Genomic DNA, 18,483 nt, shown 5'->3' with positions numbered 1-18,483 from the left:
ACGCACGTCTTATACGCTTGTCTACGACGCTTGTTTAAGACGCCTGTATGTATCGACGGGTAGGGTGGCCGGATGGGACACCGTGAGGATCTGCTGGAAGGCGCCCAGCGTTGCCTGCTCGCCAAGGGGTTCGTGCGGACCACGGCCCGCGACATCGTCAAGGAGTCGGGCACCAACCTGGCGTCGATCGGCTACCACTACGGCTCGAAGGACGCGCTGCTGGCGCAGGCGTACGTGGCGATGGTGGAGAACATGTCCGAGGGCTTCGACGGCGAGATCGGGGGAGAGCCCGGCTCGCTGGAGCGGTTCGACTCGGTCTGGTCGAACATCATCGGCACCATGCGGGAGCCCGGGTCGATGTGGCGGCTCAGCATGGAGATCGTGGTCATGGGCGATCAGCTGCCGGTGGTGCGGGACCATCTCGCGCGGGCCCAGCGGGAGGGTTCGCGCGGCTTCGTGGCGATGCTCACGGGCGTGCCCGAGGAGGACCAGCCGGACGAGATGATCGACACGCTCGGCAGTTTCTACAGCACCCTCATGCTGGGGCTGATGGCCCAGTGGACCTTCGATCCGCACACCGCGCCCGAGGCCGGGCAGCTCACCGAGGGACTGCGCCGGGTGATCGAGGGGGCCGTCGCTACAGACGGTGCGCCTTGAGCGCCATGTGCAGCAGCAGCCGGTCCTCGCCGTCGGCCAGGTCCAGGCCGGTGAGCTGTTCGACGCGGGAGAGGCGGTAGTACAGGGTCTGGCGGTGGATGCCGAGTTCCGCCGCCGTGCGGCCGGCCTGGCCGGCCCGGTCCAGGTAGGTCTCGGCGGTGCGGGCCAGTTCCCGGTGCGCGGGGGAGAGCAGCGGCCGTACCGCCGGGTCCCGGGCGGTCTCCGGGGGCAGTGCCGTGAGCAGGCGGAACGGGCCGATCGACGCCCATTCGGCGACCGGCGCGAAGCGGGGCTCGGCGAGGGCCGCGCGGGCCGCCGCCGACGCCTGGCGCCAGGCCGTGCCCAGCTCGGACAGGCCGGCGCGGGCGGCGGCGACACCGGCGGCGGGGCGGGCACCTCCGTGGGCCGGCGCCCGTTCCAGCAGCCGGCCCGCCGCCGCGAGGGCCGGGGCGGACACGTCGACCGAACGCAGCCGCACCAGCAGCGCCAGCGCGTGCGCCGCGCCGCCCCACTCCACCGTGCACAGCGCCGTCGCCCCCGGCACCGTACGCACCGACGGCGCGTCGTCCGGGCCGGCGGCCGGCCAGGGCGCGACGCACACCACCGTGTGCGGCACCTCGGCGCGGGCGCCGAGGGCGGTGCTCAGCTCGGCGATCGCCATGTCCCGCTGCCAGCCCCGCTCGGCGGTCAGCACCGCGCGCAGCTCCCGGCCGAGGTCGGTGCCGTGCTGCGCCTCGTCCGCCAGCAGCGCGCCGATCCGGGCGGTGACCGTCATGGCGGCGGTGAGCTGCGCCGCGGTCGGGCCCGGTTCGGTGTCCAGCAGCCATACGTAGCCGAGGACGACCCCGCGATGCCGTACCGGCAGGCAGATCCTGCCGCGGTGCACCCCCGCCTCCGGGGTCGGCGGGATGCGGACCGGACCGATGGCCCGGGTGATGCCGAACCCCTCGAACCAGGCGCGGACCGCCGGGGTGGAGCGCCGGGTCAGGATCGAGCGGGCGCGCACCGGGTCCAGGGCCGAGGCGTCGAGGTCGCCCTCGCTGTCGTAGGCGCCGAAGGCGATCAGCTCGAAGTCCCGGTTCTCCAGGGTGGCGGGCGCCCCGAGCCGCTCCGAGATCTCGTCGACCAGCTCCTGGTAGTCAGCCTTGGAATCGGACGTCACTCGGGCATTCTGCCCCATCCCGGCCCGTCCTTCATACATCTGTCTGAGATCCGCGGCACGGATGCGTGACAGGTGTCGATGGCCCAGGATCGGGGGCATCCCTAAGTTTCACGGTGGCTGAGCTTGTTCTTTTGGTAAGTGGAGGTGCCCCGTGCTGGGTCCCGTGATTCTCGCCGCGTCGCGCAGCGACCGGATGCGCCGTCTGGTCTCCGCGGCGCCGGTGACCAAGCAGGTCGTCGACCGCTTCATCCCCGGCGAGGACGTCGACGAGATCGTCCCGATCGTCCGGGACCTCACGGCCAAGGGCCTGGAGCTGACCATGGACGTGGTCGGCGAGGACATCACCACTCCCGAGCAGGCCGCCGCCGCCCGCGACGCGTACCTGGAGCTGATCGACCGGCTGGGGCCGCTGGAGCTGGGCACGCGCGCGGAGATGTCCGTGAAGCTGTCCATGTTCGGGCAGGCGCTGCCCGGCGGCCACGAGCTGGCGCTCGCCAACGTCCGCCCGGTGGTGGAGGCCGCCGCCGGGATCGGCACCACGGTCACCCTCGACGCCGAGGACCACACCACCCTCGACTCGATGTTCGCCATCCACGAGGAGCTGCGGAAGGACTTCCCGCAGACGGGGTGCGTGATCCAGGCGTACCTGTTCCGCACCGAGGCCGACGCGCGCCGGCTCGCCGCGGCGGGCTCTCGCGTACGGTTGGTGAAGGGCGCCTACAAGGAGCCCGCCGAGGTCGCCTACCAGGACAAGCACGAGATCGACAAGGCGTACGTCCGTGTCCTGCGGACGCTGATGGACGGCGACGGCTATCCGATGATCGGGTCCCACGACCCGCGGCTGATCGCCGTCGCCCAGGAACTGGCCCACCGCGCCGGGCGCAAGCCCGCCGAGTACGAGTTCCAGATGCTCTACGGCATCCGCGGCGACGAACACCTGCGGCTGGCCGCCGAGGGCCACCGGATGCGCGTCTACACCGCCTACGGCACGGACTGGTACGGCTACTTCATGCGGCGTCTCGCGGAGAAGCCGGCCAATCTCCGGTTCTTCGCGCGGAGTGTGATCGGCCGTGGCTGATCTCACTGGGCTGTGTACCGGTGGCTGCCGGGGGTCCGGGGGTTGTCCCCCGGGATGGCACAGCATGTGGCGTCTCGCGGAGAAGCCGGCCAATCTCCGGTTCTTCGCGCGGAGTGTGATCGGCCGTGGCTGATCTCACTGGGCTGTGCACCGGCGGCTGCCGGGGGTCCGGGGGTTGTCCCCCGGGATGGCACAGCGCGCGCCCGATGGTCAGCAAGAGCCGAGCCCGCACCCGCTCGCACACCGTTCAAGTCAAGGAGTCACGAACACCATGGACGCTGTGACCCAGGTCCCCACCCCCGTCAACGAGCCGGTGCACGGCTACGCCCCCGGCTCGCCCGAGCGCGCCCGGCTGGAGGCCAAGCTCAAGGAGCTGGCCGACCACCCGATCGACCTGGTGTGCACCATCGGCGGCGAGAAGCGGATGGGCGGCGGCGAACGCTTCGACGTCGTGCAGCCGCACCACCACAAGGCCCGCCTCGGCACCGGTGCCCACGCCACCGAGCAGGACGCCCAGGACGCGATCGACGCCGCCCTCGCCGCCGCCCCGGCCTGGCGCGCGATGTCCTTCGACGACCGCGCGGCGATCATCCTGCGCGCCGCCGAGCTGCTGTCCGGCCCGTGGCGCGAGACGCTGGCCGCCTCCACCATGCTCGGCCAGTCCAAGACCGCCCAGCAGGCCGAGATCGACACGCCCTGCGAGCTGGCCGACTTCTGGCGCTTCAACGTCCACTACGCCCGCGGCATCCTCGCCGAGCAGCCCCCGGCCAACGCGCCGGGCGTCTGGAACCGCCTGGACCACCGCCCGCTGGAGGGCTTCGTCTACGCGATCACGCCGTTCAACTTCACGGCGATCGCCGCCAACCTGCCCACCGCCCCCGCCCTGATGGGCAACGTGGTGGTCTGGAAGCCGTCCCCGACCCAGACCCACGCCGCCGTGCTGCTGATGCGCCTGCTGGAGGAGGCCGGTCTGCCCAAGGGCGTCATCAACCTGGTCACCGGCGACGGCATCGCCGTCTCCGAGGTCGCCCTGGGCCACCGCGACCTGGCCGGCATCCACTTCACCGGCTCGACCAAGACCTTCCAGCACCTGTGGAAGACGGTCGGCAACAACATCGAGAAGTACCGCACCTACCCGCGTCTGGTCGGCGAGACCGGCGGCAAGGACTTCGTCGTCGCCCACCCCAGCGCCGACCGCGCGGTGCTCAAGACCGCCCTCACCCGGGGCGCCTTCGAGTACCAGGGCCAGAAGTGCAGCGCCACCTCCCGCGCCTACGTCCCGGCGTCGATCTGGAACGACGGCTTCAAGGAGGAGTTCGCGGCCGAGATCGACGGCATCGCCATGGGTGACGTCACCGATCTGTCGAACTTCATCGGCGCCGTCATCGACGAGCGCGCCTTCGCCAAGAACAAGGCCGCCATCGACCGGGCGAAGCAGGACCCGACCTGCACCGTCGTCGCGGGCGGCACGTACGACGACTCGGTCGGCTACTTCGTCCGCCCGACCGTCATCGAGTGCGCGGACCCGGAGAACGAGGTCTTCACCACCGAGTACTTCGGCCCGATCCTCGCCGTCCATGTCTATGAGGACGACAAGTACGACGAGATGCTGACGCAGATGGAGTCCGCCTCCGACTACGCCCTCACCGGCTCGGTCGTCTCCAGCGACCGCGCGGCCACGGCGTACACGATGGACAAGCTCCGCTACGCGGCCGGCAACTTCTACATCAACGACAAGTCGACCGGCGCCGTCGTCGGCCAGCAGCCCTTCGGCGGCGGCCGGGCCTCCGGCACCAACGACAAGGCGGGCGCCCCGCAGAACCTGATGCGCTGGACGCTGACCCGCGCCATCAAGGAGTCGCTGGTCTCCCCGACCGACTACCGCTACCCGCACATGGGCTGACGCCCTCCGATACCGGACGGGCCAGGTCTCCCCCCGACCTGGCCCGTCCTTCCGTCTCAGATAGTAGGAAGCCCGAGTAATTGTAGAGACAGGGGCGTGCTCCTCCCTTAACTTTGTAGGAGCCGAACGTCTCGCTCGACCCAGCGAATGGCGGTCGTGAGCCGGGCCCCGCGCAGGTGATCCCTGCGGCCCGCCGCTCCCCGCCCCTTCCGGCGTCTCGTATCCCGCCCTGTGCCGAAGGAGCCGACCCCATGGCCGAGACGACCGTCCGCCGCCGAGTCCGTCACGTCTCCCGTACCAGCGACGCCGAGCGGAAGAACGCCGCCGCCGCCCTCCAGCGCGCCCTCGACCGCCGGGACAACGGCGGCGCCACCGGACACTGAGTCACCGCCCGCGCCGCACCTCGAAGTGGTCGACGCGGTCGCCGTCCGGCGTCAGCGCCGAGACCTTCAGCCGCGGTGCCGCACCCGCCCGCGCCTCCACCCGGAGGAACGAGAAGCCCCGGTAGCGCACCCGCGACCACTCGACGGTCTCCGCCTTCCGGTCCCGGGACCGGGTCCAGCGGAAGCTGTCAACCGGCTGGTCGCGGGCGATCCGCCCCTCGTGGCTCTCCGGTACGCCCGCCGGGAAGCCGTACAGCTCCTTGCCGCCGCCGCCCGCGGTGACGTACACGGTCCCGTCCCGGGTGGGGTCGGTCCACTCGCCGACCGGCACCGGGCGGCCGACCGCGCCGTTCTTGATCGCGTCCGTGCGTTCGTAGACGTGGTTGTGCCCGTTGATGACCAGGTCCACCTGGTGACGGGCGAAGAGCGGCACCCACTCGGCGCGCACCCCGCCGTCCGAGGCGTGCGTCGACGTCGAGTACGCGCAGTGGTGGAAGAAGACGACGACGAAGTCCACCGCCGGCGCCGCCCGCAGCTTGGCCAGCGTCCGGGCCAGCCAGCGGGTCTGCCGGCCCTCCGTGCGGCCGAGGTTGGCCGGGATCTCGTAGGACACGTCGTTCGCGTCGAGGGCGACGACACCGACATTGCCGTACGTGAACGCGTACACCCCCGGCGCGGTCCGCGCATCGAAGCCGCTGTCCGGCAGGGAGAAGCGGGCCAGTTGACCGCCGTAGCCGTCCGGCGCGTACCACGCCTCCATGTCGTGGTTGCCGGTCGTCACCATCCACGGCACCGACCGCGCCACCGGCTCGGTCTGCCGCAGGAACCGGTCCCACTGGGTGGCGTCGTACAGGTCCGACGCCGTGCCGCGGCCCTTGTCGTTGGCGTAGCAGATGTCGCCGGCGTGCAGGTGGAACGCCGGGTCCTGGCGGAGCAGGACGCGGTTGTTGGCGACCGCCTCCGCGCCGACGCCCTGGTCGCCGAAGGCCGTGAACACGAACCGCTCCGGGGGTGTGGCGGGGGCGGTGCGGAAGGCGGCGATGGTGGCGCGGTGGGCGGGGGCGGCCGGGTCGAAGCCGTCGTGGCCGACGCCGTAGTAGTACGTCGTGCCGGGCCGCAGGCCGTCCAGGGCGGCGTGCACGTAGTACTGCTCGGCCGCCGGGTGGTCCCCCAGCGCGGGGGTGGTGAGGTCGCGGATCTCCGCGCCGATGCGGCGGTCCAGGTCGTCCGGACGCAGGCCCACCCGCACGAACGGGCGGCGCACCGCCAGCGGCACCTGCCAGGAGATCCGCAGCTGCCGCATCGGATCGGCGCCGAAGGCGAGGTGCCGGCCGAACGGCGCGAGTGCCGCACCGGAGGCCGTCGTGGCCGGCGCGGGTGCGTGGGCCGGCCGGACACCGCCGCCGGCGCAGCCGGTCAGCAGCCCGCTCGCCACCGCCCCCGCCGTCACCAGCGTCCGGCGCCGCGACACCCGGGTGCGCAGATACTCGTACTGCTCCGCCATGCTCAGCCGGCGCGCCAGTTCCGGCGGGACGCCGAAGTCGGGGATCTCCATGACCCCAGCCCTTCCCCGCGCCGGCCAACACCCGCACCGCACCCGGGTGAACGCCCGCCGACGGAACGGCACCGGCTGTCCGTATGGCGGACGGTGTGTGTCAGCTCATGGGACGGGGAGTAGGGTGCCGGGCATGTCTCGCAGCCTCAATCTCGCAGTCATCCCCGGCGACGGCATCGGCCAGGAGGTCGTGGCCGAAGGTCTCAAGGTCCTCTCCGCCGTCCTTCCGCAGGATGTGAAGCTGGAGACCACGGAGTTCGACTTCGGCGCCAAGCGCTACCACGCCACCGGTGAGACCCTCACCGACGCCGACCTCGACGCGCTGAAGCAGCACGACGCCATCCTGCTCGGCGCCATCGGCGACCCGAGCGTGCCCTCCGGGGTGCTGGAGCGCGGCTTCCTGCTCAAGCTCCGGTTCGCCTTCGACCACCACGTCAACCTGCGGCCGAGCAAGCTGCTCCCCGGCGTCGAGACCCCGCTGGCCGGCCAGCCGGAGATCGACTTCGTGGTGGTCCGCGAGGGCACCGAGGGCCCGTACACCGGCAACGGCGGCACCATCCGCAAGGGCACCCCGCACGAGGTCGCCACCGAGGTGTCCGTCAACACCGCCTACGGCGTGGAGCGCGTCGTCCGGGACGCCTTCGCCCGCGCCCAGGCCCGCCCGCGCAAGAAGCTCACGCTGGTCCACAAGAACAACGTGCTGACCTTCGCGGGCCACCTGTGGACGAACGTCTTCAACCAGGTGGCCGCGGAGTTCCCCGAGGTCACCACCGACTACATCCACGTCGACGCGGCCACCATCTACCTGGTCACCCAGCCCGAGCGCTTCGACGTCATCGTCACCGACAACCTCTTCGGTGACATCATCACCGACCTCGCCGCGGCCGTCTCCGGCGGCATCGGCGTCGCCGCCAGCGGGAACATCAACCCGTCCGGCGCATTCCCCTCGATGTTCGAGCCGGTGCACGGCTCCGCGCCCGACATCGCCGGCCAGGGCAAGGCCGACCCCAGCGCCACCGTGCTGTCCGTCGCCCTGCTGCTGCGCCACCTCGGCTACGACGCCGAGGCGAACCGGATCGAGGAGGCGGTCGCGGCCGACCTCGGCGAGCGGGCCGGAAAGCCCGCGCGCTCCACCTCCGAGATCGGTGACGCCCTCGCCGTACGAGTAGCCGGCTGACCGGGCCGCGCACTCGAAACTGAACCATTCGAAGCCGCCGGGTCCGGAAAAACAAGGCACCCGGCGGCTTTCACCTGTCCCCGCCGGGTGCGACCATCGAAGCTGGGCCGCATTCACCCCGTTTCATCCGTCGTTTCAGCTGTCCCCGACCGCGCGCGATAATCGAACGTGGGGCCGCGACATGAGGGAATGCTCGGACGTCCTACCACTGGCCACTGGCAGTACGGGCGTGGAAGCGGCCCGTCACGACAACCGGTGAAGGACAACAATTCATGACCACGCCCACGATCGAGCTCAAGCCCTCCGCCAGCCCGCTGTCCGCCGCCGAGCGGGACGCGATACTGGCCGCCCCGGGGTTCGGCCGCCACTTCACCGATCACATGGTGACGATCAAGTGGACCGAGGGCCGCGGCTGGCACGACGGCCAGCTCGTGCCGTACGCCCCGCTCTCCCTCGACCCGGCCACGATGGTCCTGCACTACGCGCAGGAGATCTTCGAGGGGCTGAAGGCGTACCGCCGGCCGGACGGCTCCGTCGCCACCTTCCGGCCGGAGAAGAACGCCCGCCGCTTCCAGTCGTCCGCGCGCCGGCTCGGCATGCCCGAGCTGCCGGAGGAGGCGTTCATCGCGGCCTGCGACGCGCTGGTCAAGCAGGACCAGGCGTGGGTCCCGGCGCACGGCGGCGAGGAGTCCCTCTACCTGCGCCCCTTCATGATCGCCACCGAGGTCGGGCTGGGCGTCAAGCCGGCCAACGAGTACCTGTTCCTGGTCATCGCCTCGCCGGCCGGCGCGTACTTCCCCGGCGGGGTGAAGCCGGTCTCCATCTGGGTCTCCGAGGACCGCGTCCGGGCCGTCCCCGGCGGCATGGGCGACGCCAAGACCGGCGGCAACTACGCGGCCTCCCTGCTGGCCCAGGCCGAGGCCGCCGCCAAGGGTTGCGACCAGGTCTGCTACCTCGACGCCATCGAGCGCCAGTGGGTGGAGGAGCTGGGCGGAATGAACCTGTACTTCGTCTACGGAAACAAGATCATCACCCCCACGCTGACCGGCTCCATCCTGGAGGGCGTCACCCGCGACTCGCTGCTCACCGTCGCCCGTGACCTCGGTTACGAGGCCGAGGAGGGCCGGGTCTCCGTCGACCAGTGGCAGCGCGACTCGGCGAACGGCACCCTCACCGAGGTCTTCGCCTGCGGCACGGCGGCCGTGATCACCCCGGTCGGCACGGTCAAGCGGGCCGGCGCCGAGTGGCAGCAGGGCGGCGGCGAGCCCGGCGAGGTCACGCTGCGGCTGCGGCAGGCCCTGCTGGACATCCAGCGGGGCACGGCCGAGGACGCGCACGGGTGGATGCGCACGCTGGCCTGAGCCCGACTGCGGTTTGAGTACCGCTCAAAACCTCCTTGCTTTAGAGTGCTGCTCTAAAGCAAGGAGGTGCCCTGTCGTGCGACTGACCCCGACCGAACGCGACCGGCTGCTGCTGTTTACCGCCGCCGAACTGGCCCGCGCCCGCAAGGCGCGCGGCCTGCGGCTCAACGTGCCGGAGGCGACCGCGCTGATCGCCGACGCCGTCTGCGAGGCGGCCCGGGACGGCGGGCGGCTCGCCGAGGCCGTCGAGCGCGCCCGGTCCGTCCTCGGCCCCGACGACGTACTGCCGGGCGTCGCGGACGTGGTCACCGAGGTGCAGGTCGAGGCGGTCTTCGACGACGGCTCCCGGCTGGCGGTCGTCACCGCCCCCATCGGCGGCGGGGCGGGGACGGGGGCTGCGGCGCCGGGCGCGCTGCTGCCGGGACCGGAGCACGCCGAGCCCGAGGCGGCGGTACGGATACCGGTCACCAACACCGCCACCGTCCCTGTCTCCGTCACCTCCCACTTCCACTTCTTCGAGGCCAACCCGCGCCTCGACTTCGACCGGGAGCGGGCCTACGGGACGCGGCTCGCCGTCCCCGCCGGGTCCTCCGTCCGCTTCGGCCCCGGCGAGCGCGTCGAGGTCGGGCTGGTGCCGATCGGCGGGGCGCGGATCGCGATCGGCTTCGCCGGGCTGGTCGACGGACCGCTGGACGCGCCGGGCGCGAAGGCCGAGGCGCTGCGCCGGGCCGCCGCCTGCGGTTACCTGGGAGCTGTGGCGTGAACCCGTACGAGTACGCCGCCGCCCACGGCCCCCGGGCCGGCGACCGGCTCCGGCTCGGCGACTCGGGGCTGGTGATCCGCGTCGAGTCGGACGCGCAGCGACCCGGCGACGAGTTCCTCGCCGGGTTCGGCAAGACCGCCCGGGACGGACTGCATCTGAAGGCCGCCGCCGTCCGCGACACCTGCGACGTCGTGATCAGCAACGTCGTCGTGATCGACGCGGTGCAGGGGGTGCGCAAGGTGTCCATCGGCATCCGGCAGGGCCGGATCTGCTCGATCGGCCGGGCCGGGAACCCCGACACCCTGGACGGCGTCGACGTGGTGACCGGCACCGGCACCACCATCGTCTCCGGCGAGGGCCTCATCGCCACCGCCGGGGCCGTCGACACCCACGTCCACCTGCTCTCCCCGCGGATCATGGAGGCGTCCCTCGCGTCCGGCGTCACCACGATCATCGGGCAGGAGTTCGGCCCGGTGTGGGGCGTCGGCGTCAATTCGCCCTGGGCGCTGAAGCACGCCTTCGCGGCGTTCGACGCCTGGCCGGTGAACATCGGCTTCCTGGGCCGGGGCTCGTCCTCCGACCCGGCGCCCCTGGTCGAGGCGCTCGCGGAGGGCGGCGCGTCCGGGTTCAAGGTGCACGAGGACATGGGCGCCCACACCCGCGCCCTGGACACCGCCCTGCGGGTCGCCGAGGAGCACGACGTCCAGGTCGCCCTGCACAGCGACGGGCTGAACGAGTGCCTGTCGGTCGAGGACACGCTCAGCGTGCTGGCGGGCCGCACCATCCACGCCTTCCACATCGAGGGCTGCGGCGGCGGACACGTCCCCAACGTGCTGAAGATGGCCGGTGTCCCGCACGTCATCGGCTCCTCCACCAACCCCACCCTGCCGTTCGGCCGGGACGCGGTCGCCGAGCACTACGGCATGATCGTCTCCGTCCACGACCTGAAGACCGACCTGCCGGGCGACGCCGCGATGGCCCGCGACCGCATCCGGGCCTCGACGATGGGCGCCGAGGACGTGCTGCACGACCTGGGCGCGATCGGCATCACCTCCTCCGACGCGCAGGGCATGGGCCGGGCCGGTGAGACGGTCCGCCGCACCTTCGCGATGGCCGGGAAGATGAAGGCCGAGTTCGGCGCGGACGGCGACGACGACAACGAGCGCGTCCTGCGCTACATCGCCAAGCTCACCATCAACCCCGCGATCGCCCACGGTCTCGCCCACGAGGTCGGCTCCATCGAGGTGGGCAAGCTCGCCGACCTGGTGCTGTGGCACCCGGCGTACTTCGGCGCCAAACCGCAGCTGGTCCTGAAGTCCGGCTTCCCGGCGTACGGCGTGACCGGCGACCCGAACGCGGCCACCGACACCTGCGAACCCCTCGTGCTCGGCCCGCAGTTCGGCGCGCACGGCGCGACCCCCGCCGAGCTGTCCGTCGCCTTCGTCGCACGGGCCGCCCTCGATCAGGGCGCCGACCGGATACCGACCTGCCGCCGCCGGGTCGCGGTGCGCGGCACCCGCGGCATCGGCCCGGCCGACCTGCGCCGCAACACCCGTACCGGACAGGTCGACGTCGACCAGCGCACCGGACTGGTCACCCTCGACGGCGCACCGGTCCGCTCGGCGCCGGCCGACTCCGTCTCCCTCAACCGCCTGTACTTCCTCTAGGACCCTCGATGACTTACCGCATGCCGCCGGAGTGGGCCCCGCACGAACGCACCTGGATGGCCTGGCCCGGCCCGAACCCGACGTTCTCCAACGACACGGAACTGGCCGCCGCCCGCACCGCCTGGGCGTCGGTGGCCCGTGCCGTGCGCCGCTTCGAGCCGGTGACGATGGTGCACGGCCCCGGGCAGGGCGCGGGCGCGCGCGAACTGCTCGGCCCGGACATCGATCTGGTGGAGCGCGACCTGGACGACGCGTGGATGCGGGACATCGGCCCGACCTTCGTGACCGACGGGGCGGGCGGGCTGGCCGCCGTGGACTGGGTGTTCAACGGCTGGGGCGCCCAGGAGTGGGCCCGCTGGGAGCACGACACGAAGATCGCCCGGCAGGTCGCGGACCTGTGTGCGGTGCCGGTCCTGAGCAGCGCACTTGTCAACGAGGGCGGCGCGATCCACGTCGACGGCGAGGGCACGGTGCTGCTGACCGACACCGTCCAGCTCGGCGCCGGCCGCAACCCCGGCTGGACCCGCGAGCGGGTCGAGGCGGAGGTGCACGCCCGGCTCGGCACCAGCAAGGCGATCTGGCTCCCGCACGGCCTGACCGCCGACTACGGGACGTACGGCACCCAGGGCCACGTCGACATCGTCGCCGCGTTCGCCCGCCCCGGCACCGTCCTCGTCCACACCCAGCGCGACCCGGCCCACCCCGACCACGCCCGTTCGCGCACGTACCTGGAGCTCCTGCGCGGCGCGACCGACGCCCGGGGCCGCCGCCTGGAGGTCGTCGAGGTCCCGGCCCCGGCGGTGCTGCGGGACGCGCACGGCGACTGGGTCGACTACTCCTACATCAACCACTACCTCTGCAACGGCGGCGTCGTGCTGTGCGCCTTCGACGACCCGCACGACGAGGTGGCCGCGGACATCTTCCGCCGCCTGTTCCCCGCGCGCACGGTGCTGCCGGTGGACGCCCGTACGATCTTCGCGAGCGGTGGCGGCATCCACTGCGTCACCCAACAGCAGCCGAGGGTCTGAAGGAGTCCGTAATGGCCGGTGGCCGCAGACAGGCCCCGCCGCGCGAGGACGTGCTCGCCGCCGCCATGCGGATGATCGCCGAACGCGGCCTGGAGAAACTGACCATGGCCGCGCTCGGCCGCGAGGTCGGCATGAGCAGCGGCCACCTCCTCTACTACTTCCGCACCAAGGACGAACTGCTGCTGCGCACCCTGGAGTGGAGCGAGGGCCGGCTCGGCGCCGAACGCGCCCGCCTGCTGGCCGCCCCCGGACCGGCCCGCGCCCGCCTCGACGGGTACGTCGGGCTGTACGTCCCCGCCGGCCACCGCGACCCGCACTGGACGCTGTGGCTGGAGGTGTGGAACCGCTCACAGAGCGCCGCCGTCGACTCCGACGCCCGCGACCGGCAGGCCGCCATCGAGGACGGCTGGCACCGCGACCTGGCCGCCCTGCTGGCCGAGGGCGTCGCGCGGGGCGAGTTCCGGCCCGTCGACCCGGGCCGGTTCGCCACCCGGCTGCGGGCCCTCCTGGACGGTTTCGCCATCCAGGTGGCGATCGGCCTGCGCGGCAGCGACCGGGCGGGCGTCCTCGGCCACGTACGGGAGTTCCTGGCCGAGAGCCTGCTCGCGGACGCCTGACCGGCGCGGCGCTCGCATCCTGAGACGGGCGGTGAACACGGGGGCGGGTTGTGCCAGACTGCCCCCGTGCTCTCGTTCGCCATGATTATTGGCAGCAGGCGCGCCGGTCCGCAGTGACCGCCACGTACGACCAGGTACGGGCGGACACCGTCGTCCTCGACCCGCGCGCAGACCTCTCGCACCCGCGAGAGGTTTTTCTGTTTCCTGGCCCACCCCAAGCCGGGAAGAGAGCGCGGGGGATCATTGACGGACGGTGGAACCGGTCATTCCGGTAGACCGAGATCCCATACAGGAGCCCTGAAGATCATGACCGCACCCAGCGAGCTGCTCGACGATTCGTTCCACGTCTTCGACACCACCCTGCGCGACGGCGCGCAGCGCGAGGGCATCAACCTCACCGTCGCGGACAAGCTGGCCATCGCACGGCACCTGGACGACTACGGCGTGGGCTTCATCGAGGGCGGCTGGCCCGGCGCGAACCCCCGCGACACGGAGTTCTTCGCCCGCGCGCAGAAGGAGATCGACTTCCGGCACGCCCAGCTCGTCGCGTTCGGCTCCACCCGCCGGGCCGGCGCCAAGGCGTCCGAGGACCCGCAGGTCAAGGCACTCCTGGAGGCCGGCGCCGAGGTGATCTGCCTGGTCGCCAAGTCGCACGACCGGCACGTCGAACTCGCCCTGCGCACCACCCTGGACGAGAACCTCGCGATGATCCGCGACACCGTCTCCCACCTGCGCGAGCAGGGCCGCCGGGTGTTCCTCGACTGCGAGCACTTCTTCGACGGCTACCGGGCCAACCCCGAGTACGCCAAGGCGGTCGTGCGCACCGCCGCCGAAGCCGGCGCCGACGTGGTCATCCTCTGCGACACCAACGGCGGCATGCTGCCCGCGCAGATCAGCGCCGTGGTCGCCACCGTGCTGGCCGACACCGGCGCGCGGCTCGGCATCCACGCCCAGGACGACACCGGCTGCGCGGTCGCCAACACCCTGGCCGCCGTGGACGCGGGCGCCACCCACGTGCAGTGCACCGCCAACGGCTACGGCGAGCGGGTCGGCAACGCCAACCTCTTCCCGGTCGTCGCCGCGCTGGAGCTGAAGTACGGCAAGCAGGTGCTCCCCGAGGGCCGGCTCCGCGAGACCACCCGTATCTCGCACGCCATCGCCGAGGTGGTCAACCTCACCCCCTCCACCCACCAGCCCTACGTCGGTGTCTCCGCCTTCGCGCACAAGGCCGGCCTGCACGCCTCCGCCATCAAGGTCGACCCGGACCTGTACCAGCACACCGACCCGGCGCTGGTCGGCAACAGCATGCGGATGCTGGTCTCCGACATGGCGGGCCGCGCCTCCATCGAGCTGAAGGGCAAGGAACTCGGCATCGACCTCGGCGGCGACCGCGAACTGGTCGGCCGGGTCGTGGAGCGGGTCAAGGAACGCGAGCTGAAGGGCTACACGTACGAGGCCGCCGACGCCTCCTTCGAACTGCTGCTGCGCGCGGAGGTGGCGGGCGCCCCGCTGAAGTACTTCTCCGTCGAGTCCTGGCGGGCGATCGTCGAGGACCGCCCCGACGGCACCCACGCCAACGAGGCCACGGTGAAGCTGTGGGCCAAGGGCGAGCGGATCGTCGCCACGGCGGAGGGCAACGGCCCGGTCAACGCCCTGGACCGGGCGCTGCGGGTCGCCCTGGAACGGATCTACCCGCAGCTCGCCAAGCTGGACCTGGTCGACTACAAGGTCCGCATCCTGGAGGGCGTGCACGGCACCCAGTCCACCACCCGCGTCCTGATCAACACCTCGGACGGTTCGGGCGAATGGTCGACGGTCGGCGTCGCGGAGAACGTCATCGCCGCGTCCTGGCAGGCGCTGGAGGACGCGTACACGTACGGGCTGCTGCGGGCCGGGGTGACGCCGGCCGAGTGAGGTGTCCGGTGAGCGGCGCCCGTCCGGACGGGCGCCGCCTGCGGGATGTCTTGACTGGGGTGCGGGGCGTTAGTTAACTCACGGCTCAAGATAAGTCTGAGGTCGGCTTACGAGAGTCGAGGGACGTTCCATGCGAAGAACCGCCCTGCTCGTCTGCGCCACCCTGCTCACCGGACTGATTCCGCTCACCGCCGCCGGCGCCGCCGCGGCCGACGACCCCGCGGCCGACGACCCCGCCCCGGTCGCCGTCGACCGCTTCGAGGGCGAGGTGCCGTTCGCCGCCCCGCCCGCCGAGGGCCTCTCCACCTGGGGCGGCGACAGCGACGACCCGCCCACCCTGTCGCTGGCCGACCGCGCCGACGCCCCCGAAGGGGACAAGGTGCTCGCCGGCACCTACGACATCAGCGGCTACGGCGGCTTCACGCACCAGTACGCGAACGCCGGGCCCGCCCACGACTGGTCCGCCCACCAGGGCGTCCGGTTCTGGTGGGAGGGGCACGGCAGCGGCAAGCGGGTCGCCTTCGAGATCAAGGACGGCGGCGCGAACGGTGACGCCTCCGAGCTGTGGACCACGTCCTTCGCCGACGACTTCACCGGCTGGCAGCAGATCGAGATCCCGTTCTCCGACTTCACCTACCGCGCCGACTACCAGCCCGTCGGCGGCATCGACCAGGTGCTCGGCCTGACGGAGGTGTGGGGGTACGCCGTCACGCTCCCGGTGGGCGTCAAGGGCGAGTTCGCCATGGACGGCGTCGAACTGTACGGGCGCGCGGACCAGTCGCTGCGGGCGTCCGTGACGACCGGGGCCGCCGTGTACTCGGTGGCCGAGGGCAGGACGGCGTCGGTGGCGATCACGGTCGGGACGACGGGTTCGGCTCCGCTGGAGGAGCCCGTGACGGTCGGTTACGAGACGGCGGGCGGCGGTGGTGCGGTGGCGGGGAAGGACTACACGCCGGTCAGCGGGACGGTCGCCTTCCCGGCCGGCACCGCCTCCGGCACCACCCGCACGGTGCAGGTCGAGACGCTGAAGGACCGTACGGCCGAGGAGGCCGAGACGGTCCCGCTGAAGCTGACCGTCACCGGCGCCAAGGCGCCCGCCGAGAACCCGGTGGTGGTCGTGGACGCGCACGGGCTGCCGTACCTGGACACCCGGCTGCCGGTGAAGAAGCGGGTCGCGGATCTGGTCTCCCGGATGACGTTGGCGGAGAAGGCCGGGCAGATGACGCAGGCCGAGCGCGGTGCCATGACCGTGCCCGGTGACGTCGCGTCGTACGGGCTCGGCTCGTTGCTGTCCGGCGGCGGTTCGACGCCGACGCCGAACACGGCCGAGGCGTGGGCCGCGATGATCGACTCCTTCCAGTCGCGGACGCGCGCCACGCGGCTCCAGATCCCGCTGATCTACGGCGTGGACGCGGTCCACGGGCACAACAACCTGGCCGGTGCGACGCTGATGCCGCACAACATCGGGCTGGGCGCGACCCGGGACGCCGAACTGGTGCGGCGCACCGGGGAGGTGACCGCCGCGGAGACCCGGGCGACGGGTGTCCCGTGGACCTTCGCGCCCTGTCTGTGCGTCGCGCGCGACGAGCGGTGGGGGCGGACGTACGAGTCGTTCGGCGAGGACCCGGCGCTGGTGGAGTCGCTGGAGACGGTGATCCAGGGGTTGCAGGGCCGCGCCGATGGCCGGGACCTGGACCGGTCCGACCAGGTGCTGGCGACCGCGAAGCACTTCGTCGGGGACGGCGGGACGACCTACGGGTCGTCGACCACCGGTACGTACACCGTCGACCAGGGTGTCACCGAGGTGACCCGGCAGGAGCTGGAGGCGGTGCACCTCTCGCCGTACCAGGGCGCCGTCGACCGGGGCGTCGGCTCGGTCATGCCGTCGTTCTCCTCGCTCGACATCGCCGGGGACGGGCAGGGCCCGGTGAAGATGCACGCCCGCGCCGACATGATCAACGGGGTGCTCAAGGGGCGGATGGGCTTCGACGGGTTCGTGATCAGCGACTGGGACGCGGTGTACCAGCTCCCCGGTGACTTCGGCGCCCAGGTCCGTACGTCGGTCAACGCGGGCGTCGACATGATGATGGTGCCGTACAGCTACAAGGAGTTCGCCGGGACGCTGGTCGACGAGGCCGAGGCGGGGAGGGTGAGCGAGGAGCGGATCGATGACGCCGTCGCCCGGATTCTGACCCAGAAGTTCAAGCTGGGACTGTTCGAGAAGCCGTACGCCGACCCGGACGGCGTCGCGGACATCGGTTCGGCGGAGCACCGGGCGGTGGCCCGGAAGGCGGTGGCCGAGTCGCAGGTGCTGCTGAAGAACGCCGGCGGGGTGCTCCCGCTGAAGAAGAACCAGAAGGTCTACGTCGCCGGATCGAACGCCGACGACATCGGCAACCAGGCCGGGGGCTGGACCATCAGCTGGCAGGGGTCGTCCGGGGAGATCACGGACGGTACGACGGTGTTGGAGGGGATGCGGCGGGCCGGTGGTGACGTCACGTACTCCGCGGACGCGTCGGCGTCGGTCGGCGGCTACGACGTGGGGGTGGTCGTGGTCGGTGAGACGCCCTACGCGGAGGGTGCCGGGGATGTGGGCAACGGCCATGACCTGGAGCTGTCGGCCGCGGACCAGGCGGCGGTGGACAAGGTGTGCGCGGCCATGAAGTGCGCGGTGCTGGTCGTCTCCGGGCGTCCGCAGCTGGTGGGCGACCGGCTCGGGGGGATCGACGCGCTGGTCGCGTCCTGGCTGCCGGGCACGGAGGGTGACGGGGTGGCCGACGTGCTGTACGGCAAGCGGGCGTTCACCGGGCAGTTGCCGGTGACCTGGCCGAAGTCGGAGGCGCAGTTGCCGATCAACGTCGGTGACGCGGCGTACGACCCGCAGTTCCCGTACGGGTGGGGGCTGACCACGCTGACGCGGGTGCCGGAGGGTGGTGCGGCGACGTTGCGGGCGCTGGGTGTCGCCGCGCGGGCCGCCGAACGGGCCGGGGCCGATGCGGCGGGGCGTGCGGTGGTCACCAAGGCGCGGCTGATCGTGCAGCGGGAGGTGGGGGAGCGGATCGTTCCGGCGGTGGCCGGGCCGTTCGCGGAGGCTGATCACCTGGCGGTGAGCAGGAAGTACGGTGCGGCGGTCGCGAAGCTGTTGGTGGCGTACCGGGCTGCGTGAGGCTCCGGAGAGGCTCGGATGGCTGGTCGGCCCCGGCGGGGTTTTCTGCCGG

Annotated in this window: 14 protein-coding genes; 12 read left to right on the top strand and 2 right to left on the bottom strand. The window is 72.0% G+C overall.

Translation table 11 applies throughout. From position 1 onward, the window contains the following. Nucleotides 1–72 precede the first annotated feature (72 nt). Nucleotides 73–657 carry a TetR/AcrR family transcriptional regulator gene (locus ACTT8P_RS09685; protein ID WP_442831136.1) on the top strand — a complete coding sequence of 195 codons (585 nt, stop codon included), beginning with the start codon at nucleotides 73–75 and terminating at the stop codon, nucleotides 655–657. Here ACTT8P_RS09685 and ACTT8P_RS09680 read toward each other — a convergent pair. Then, nucleotides 638–1,837 (bottom strand): PucR family transcriptional regulator, encoded by a 1,200-nt coding sequence (locus ACTT8P_RS09680; protein WP_442831135.1) that lies wholly within the window; start codon nucleotides 1,835–1,837, stop codon nucleotides 638–640. The two genes, ACTT8P_RS09685 and ACTT8P_RS09680, sit on opposite strands and share 20 nt — an antisense overlap. A 133-nt stretch (nucleotides 1,838–1,970) precedes the next feature. On the opposite strand from ACTT8P_RS09680, the gene ACTT8P_RS09675 reads away from it, so the two are divergent. The 3 genes from ACTT8P_RS09675 to ACTT8P_RS09665 all read left to right on the top strand — a co-directional run bounded on the left by ACTT8P_RS09675 (nucleotide 1,971) and on the right by ACTT8P_RS09665 (nucleotide 5,183). Beyond that, nucleotides 1,971–2,897, top strand: a complete 927-nt coding sequence (locus tag ACTT8P_RS09675) for a proline dehydrogenase family protein (protein WP_442831134.1) — start codon at nucleotides 1,971–1,973, stop codon at nucleotides 2,895–2,897. A 271-nt stretch (nucleotides 2,898–3,168) separates the two neighbouring features. After that, complete coding sequence (gene pruA, locus ACTT8P_RS09670; RefSeq protein ID WP_442831133.1) at nucleotides 3,169–4,800, top strand: L-glutamate gamma-semialdehyde dehydrogenase; 1,632 nt, start codon at nucleotides 3,169–3,171, stop codon at nucleotides 4,798–4,800. Nucleotides 4,801–5,051: 251 nt separating this feature from the next. Beyond that, complete coding sequence (locus ACTT8P_RS09665) at nucleotides 5,052–5,183, top strand: hypothetical protein (RefSeq protein ID WP_442831132.1); 132 nt, start codon at nucleotides 5,052–5,054, stop codon at nucleotides 5,181–5,183. Between the two features lies 1 nt (nucleotide 5,184). On the opposite strand, the gene ACTT8P_RS09660 is transcribed toward ACTT8P_RS09665, so the two are convergent. Continuing rightward, entirely contained in the window at nucleotides 5,185–6,738 is a 1,554-nt protein-coding gene (locus ACTT8P_RS09660) for a purple acid phosphatase family protein (RefSeq protein WP_442831131.1), read from the bottom strand. Between the two features lie 133 nt (nucleotides 6,739–6,871). Between ACTT8P_RS09660 and ACTT8P_RS09655 the strand changes: the two genes are divergently transcribed. The 8 genes from ACTT8P_RS09655 (at nucleotide 6,872) to ACTT8P_RS09620 (ending at nucleotide 18,431) form a co-directional block, all read left to right on the top strand. After that, nucleotides 6,872–7,915 carry a 3-isopropylmalate dehydrogenase gene (locus tag ACTT8P_RS09655; protein WP_442831130.1) on the top strand — a complete coding sequence of 348 codons (1,044 nt, stop codon included), beginning with the start codon at nucleotides 6,872–6,874 and terminating at the stop codon, nucleotides 7,913–7,915. A gap of 272 nt (nucleotides 7,916–8,187) precedes the next feature. Continuing rightward, nucleotides 8,188–9,276: a branched-chain amino acid aminotransferase gene (locus ACTT8P_RS09650; RefSeq protein ID WP_442831129.1), complete on the top strand. Its 1,089-nt coding sequence runs from the start codon at nucleotides 8,188–8,190 to the stop codon at nucleotides 9,274–9,276. A gap of 76 nt (nucleotides 9,277–9,352) precedes the next feature. Then, nucleotides 9,353–10,039 (top strand): urease subunit gamma, encoded by a 687-nt coding sequence (gene ureA / locus ACTT8P_RS09645; protein ID WP_442831185.1) that lies wholly within the window; start codon nucleotides 9,353–9,355, stop codon nucleotides 10,037–10,039. Continuing rightward, a complete protein-coding gene (locus ACTT8P_RS09640) occupies nucleotides 10,012–11,706 on the top strand; it encodes an urease subunit alpha (RefSeq protein WP_442831184.1) in 1,695 nt (564 codons plus the stop codon). Before ureA ends, ACTT8P_RS09640 begins: the two co-directional genes overlap by 28 nt. Nucleotides 11,707–11,714: 8 nt before the next feature. Then, nucleotides 11,715–12,734: an agmatine deiminase family protein gene (locus ACTT8P_RS09635; RefSeq protein WP_442831128.1), complete on the top strand. Its 1,020-nt coding sequence runs from the start codon at nucleotides 11,715–11,717 to the stop codon at nucleotides 12,732–12,734. An 11-nt stretch (nucleotides 12,735–12,745) separates the two neighbouring features. Continuing rightward, entirely contained in the window at nucleotides 12,746–13,351 is a 606-nt protein-coding gene (locus tag ACTT8P_RS09630) for a TetR/AcrR family transcriptional regulator (RefSeq protein WP_442831127.1), read from the top strand. Nucleotides 13,352–13,657: 306 nt separating this feature from the next. Beyond that, nucleotides 13,658–15,265: a citramalate synthase gene (gene cimA, locus ACTT8P_RS09625; protein ID WP_442831126.1), complete on the top strand. Its 1,608-nt coding sequence runs from the start codon at nucleotides 13,658–13,660 to the stop codon at nucleotides 15,263–15,265. Between the two features lie 130 nt (nucleotides 15,266–15,395). Further along, nucleotides 15,396–18,431, top strand: a complete 3,036-nt coding sequence (locus tag ACTT8P_RS09620; RefSeq protein WP_442831125.1) for a CIA30 family protein — start codon at nucleotides 15,396–15,398, stop codon at nucleotides 18,429–18,431. Nucleotides 18,432–18,483 lie beyond the last annotated feature (52 nt).

This window comes from Streptomyces sp. JW3 (genome assembly GCF_052216785.1).
In the GTDB taxonomy this organism is placed as follows: Bacteria; Actinomycetota; Actinomycetes; order Streptomycetales; family Streptomycetaceae; genus Streptomyces.
This window is presented reverse-complemented; position numbering and strand designations above follow the sequence as displayed.

What these genes read in the sequence shown, in the direction of transcription:
- ACTT8P_RS09660 (WP_442831131.1), bottom strand. Translation starts at nt 6,738, where the DNA reads ATGGAGATCCCCGACTTCGGCGTCCCGCCGGAACTGGCGCGCCGGCTG.
- ACTT8P_RS09630 (WP_442831127.1), top strand. Translation starts at nt 12,746, where the DNA reads ATGGCCGGTGGCCGCAGACAGGCCCCGCCGCGCGAGGACGTGCTCGCC.
- pruA (WP_442831133.1), top strand. Translation starts at nt 3,169, where the DNA reads ATGGACGCTGTGACCCAGGTCCCCACCCCCGTCAACGAGCCGGTGCAC.
- ACTT8P_RS09635 (WP_442831128.1), top strand. Translation starts at nt 11,715, where the DNA reads ATGACTTACCGCATGCCGCCGGAGTGGGCCCCGCACGAACGCACCTGG.
- ACTT8P_RS09655 (WP_442831130.1), top strand. Translation starts at nt 6,872, where the DNA reads ATGTCTCGCAGCCTCAATCTCGCAGTCATCCCCGGCGACGGCATCGGC.
- ACTT8P_RS09685 (WP_442831136.1), top strand. Translation starts at nt 73, where the DNA reads ATGGGACACCGTGAGGATCTGCTGGAAGGCGCCCAGCGTTGCCTGCTC.
- ACTT8P_RS09665 (WP_442831132.1), top strand. Translation starts at nt 5,052, where the DNA reads ATGGCCGAGACGACCGTCCGCCGCCGAGTCCGTCACGTCTCCCGTACC.
- ACTT8P_RS09680 (WP_442831135.1), bottom strand. Translation starts at nt 1,837, where the DNA reads ATGGGGCAGAATGCCCGAGTGACGTCCGATTCCAAGGCTGACTACCAG.
- ACTT8P_RS09650 (WP_442831129.1), top strand. Translation starts at nt 8,188, where the DNA reads ATGACCACGCCCACGATCGAGCTCAAGCCCTCCGCCAGCCCGCTGTCC.
- cimA (WP_442831126.1), top strand. Translation starts at nt 13,658, where the DNA reads ATGACCGCACCCAGCGAGCTGCTCGACGATTCGTTCCACGTCTTCGAC.
- ACTT8P_RS09620 (WP_442831125.1), top strand. Translation starts at nt 15,396, where the DNA reads ATGCGAAGAACCGCCCTGCTCGTCTGCGCCACCCTGCTCACCGGACTG.